This window comes from Streptomyces sp. SID9727, assembly GCF_010550605.1.
In the GTDB taxonomy this organism is placed as follows: Bacteria; Actinomycetota; Actinomycetes; order Streptomycetales; family Streptomycetaceae; genus Streptomyces.
This window is the reverse complement of sequence record NZ_JAAGNI010000326.1, coordinates 1-3,005: the sequence shown is the minus strand read 5'-3', so window position 1 is coordinate 3,005 and position 3,005 is coordinate 1. Positions and strand designations below refer to the sequence as shown.

The window sequence follows — 3,005 nt, the reverse complement described above, 5'->3', positions numbered from 1 at the left end:
AGCCGCTCCAGCTCGGGGGTGAGCCGGGCGGCGCGGCGGGCCGCCCAGTCGGGCGCGGCGGCCACGACGGCTCCGGCGGTGTCGTAGAGGGCGGCCCAGCCGCTGACGTGGGCGGCGAGGCGGGTGAGGAGGGCGGCGGGGCCGTCCCCGGCGAGCGCCGCACTCGTCAGCTCCCGCTGCGCCTCGAAGCCGGCGGTGACCGCGCGGTACTGGTCGGCCGCGATGTGCGAGGAGACGGCCTTGGCGATGGCGATGAACGGGGTGCGGCGGGGCACTTCGAGGAGGGGGAGCCCGGCTTCCTCGGCGGCGCCGATCAGGGGCCGGGGCACCTCGTCGTAGTTGACGCCGACGGCGAAGCCGAGCCCGGCGACCCCGGCGTCGGCGAGCCGGCGCACGTATCGCCCCATCGCCTCGGGGTTCTCCGCGTCCAGGTTGGTGGCGGTGACCAGCAGCAGTTCGCCGCCCTCCATGTAGGGGACGGGGTCGGTCAGCTCGCTGGCGTGTGCCCAGCGCACCGGGGTGTCGAGGCGGTCCGCCCCCGCGCGCACCGTGAGTTTGAGCGCCGAGTGCTGGACGAGCGAGGCGAGGGTGGGCGGCATGGGGATGAGGGCCTTCGGCAGGGGGCGATTTCGCCGTCTCGTACGAACGGCTCACTTCGATTCTGCCAGGGTGGCAGAGTTCCTGTCACCGACTGCCGCTCGTGTCCCCGGCGCCCCTGCCGCCCCGCCCGCCGTCAGCCGGCCAGCCGCACGAGCAGCGGGGGCATGTGCTCGCCGCCGACCGTGGTCAGGGAGAGCACCGCGTGGCCGGGCGGCAGTTCGTAGGCGAGCGCGGAGGCGGACCACCGCTCCCGCTCGACCTGGCGCACGGTCACCGCGTCCGTGGTCACGGCCTTGCCGGTGGCCATCTTGCGCAGGGAGTGCAGGGCGCGGGTGAGCGGCTGGTCGGCGAAGACGCCGTGCTGGGCGACCTCGCGGACCTCCACCCACTCCTTGCCCCACGCCTCCGCGAAGCGCTTGCCGTCCCAGGTGGTGAGGCCGGGGAAGACCATGGTGCAGCCGAACGCCCCGAGCAGCGCCGTGTGCAGCCCCTCCGGCACGTCGTCCAGGGTGCGCAGGGCCAGGACCGCCCCGGCGTTGACGGACCGGAGGCGGCGGATGCCCCGGACGGTGTCGGCGGTGACGGTGTGGGTGGCGTCGTCCAGGACCAGGCAGACGAACAGCGAGCGGTCGGTGCGGGCCGCGGCGACGGCGTTGAACTGGGCGAGCACCAGGCGGGCCAGGACGCGGGACGCCTCGGCGTGGACCCGCTCCGGCAGGTCGACGCGGACCCGCAGCGGGTGCCGACCCAGGGAGCGCAGCGAGAACGGCCGGGCGTCCTCGCCGGTGGCGAAGAACCCGGCGAAGGCGGGCCGGTCGAGCGTGGCGATCCGGTCGGCCAGGATGCCCGCCGGATCGGCGCCGCCACCCGCCTGGCGGGCCCTGGCCTCCAGTTCACGCAGCATCGCCTGGTGCCCCCCGGCCTTCAGCGCCTCGCGCAGGGCGCCGAGCGCGGCGGCGGAGCCTTCGAGGAGTTCGCGGAGTTCGGGTACGGACGGGAAGCGGCCGTGGACCGTGCGGAACGGGCCGAGCAGCTGCCCGAGGGCGGTCGCGGCGCGCCGGGTCTCCAGGGTGGGGATGTCCCCGGCCAGCCCCTCGGCGAGGGCCGCCGCGGCCTCGTCCGGGTCGGTGGTGCCGCCGTACAGGTCGAAGTCGTGCAAAGAGGCGGGGTCGCCGATGCGGATGACGACGTCGTAGGCGTCGTCCGGGCCGAGCCCGCCGCCCGCCGCGCCGACGGCGAGCACGGCCGCCTGGCCGGTGAGCGCCCGCAGCGCGAGGGCCTCCACGACGGGCCGGACGATCCGGTCGGTCTTGCCGGAGCCGGGTGGGCCGACGGCCAGCAGGGAGGTGCCGAGCGAGGAGGGTTCCAGCGCCATGCCGGAGCCCCGGCGCGGGTAGGGGTTGCGCGGGTCGTCGGCGCACTCCCCGATGCGGACCTGGCCGGTGAGCGGATCGTGGGTGGCGGTGCGCCGGGGCACGTCCCGGAAGCCGGAGGGGTGCAGGAATGCGTCGGCGCCCTTGCGGAGCACGGTCTCGGTGAAGGAGGCCAGCCGGTCGGGGCGGCCGCGCGCCCCGGTCCAGGCGTGACCCACCCGGACGCAGTCCACGTCGTTCATCCGGCCCGCGTACACGGCGGCGGTCAGCGCTTCGGCGGCGTCCGCGGAGCCGGCGGCCCGCAGCTCGGGCCAGTGGGCGCGCAGGGGGCCGTCCGCCGGGGCGGGGGCGGCGGTGGGCTCCTGCGGGGTGGGCTCGCGGCGGAGGAAGGGGCCGAGCTCCGTCGACCAGTGGCCGGTCCGGGCGAATGGCCAGGCGATCGCGGTGCCGATCAGGGCGTAGAGCACGAGCACGACGAGCAGCGCCGCGTACTTGTTGCCGCCGCCCTGCACCCAGCTGGTGGGGACCGCGGGGAAGACCAGGTCGGCGAGGGGGACCCGGCGTGTCCAGACGAGCCACAGGGTGAGCAGCGCGCCGCCCAGGGTGAGGACGAGCCGGGCGCGGGCGAGGTTCGGGCCGGCGAAGTAGCGGAAGACGCCCGCCCAGCCGCCGACCCGGGCGGCCCAGAAGCCGAGGCCGAGGACGAGCACCTGGTAGTAGAGGGTCGTGGAGTTGACGACGAGGGCGGGGGCGTCGTCCCTCAGCCCGCCGAAGGTCCACCACTCGGGGCCGGTGATGATCTCGATCGGCTTGCTGACATAGGGGACGCTGCGCTCGGTGAGCAGCAGCCAGAGCAGGAGCCACAGGACGAGCGTCGCGGCCGGGCCCACCAGTGAGGGGCGCGGCGGGCGCTCGGCGGGCCGGGGCACGAATCCGTACCGCCAGACGCCGGGTCCGGCCTCGGGGCGGGGCGCGTTGAACCAGTCGGCGGTGGGCGCGGCGGTGCCCGGTGCCGGGGTGTGCGCGGCGGGC

2 protein-coding genes are annotated in these 3,005 nt (G+C 76.2%); both read right to left on the bottom strand.

What is annotated here, in order from left to right; genetic code table 11:
* Window positions 1-599: PucR family transcriptional regulator ligand-binding domain-containing protein (locus G3I41_RS22225; protein WP_203601489.1), on the bottom strand; the 599-nt coding region annotated here is incomplete at its 3' end.
* Window positions 600-733: 134 nt separating this feature from the next.
* Window positions 734-3,005 (bottom strand): ATP/GTP-binding protein (locus G3I41_RS22220; RefSeq protein WP_203601488.1); only part of this gene is annotated, 2,272 nt, incomplete at its 5' end.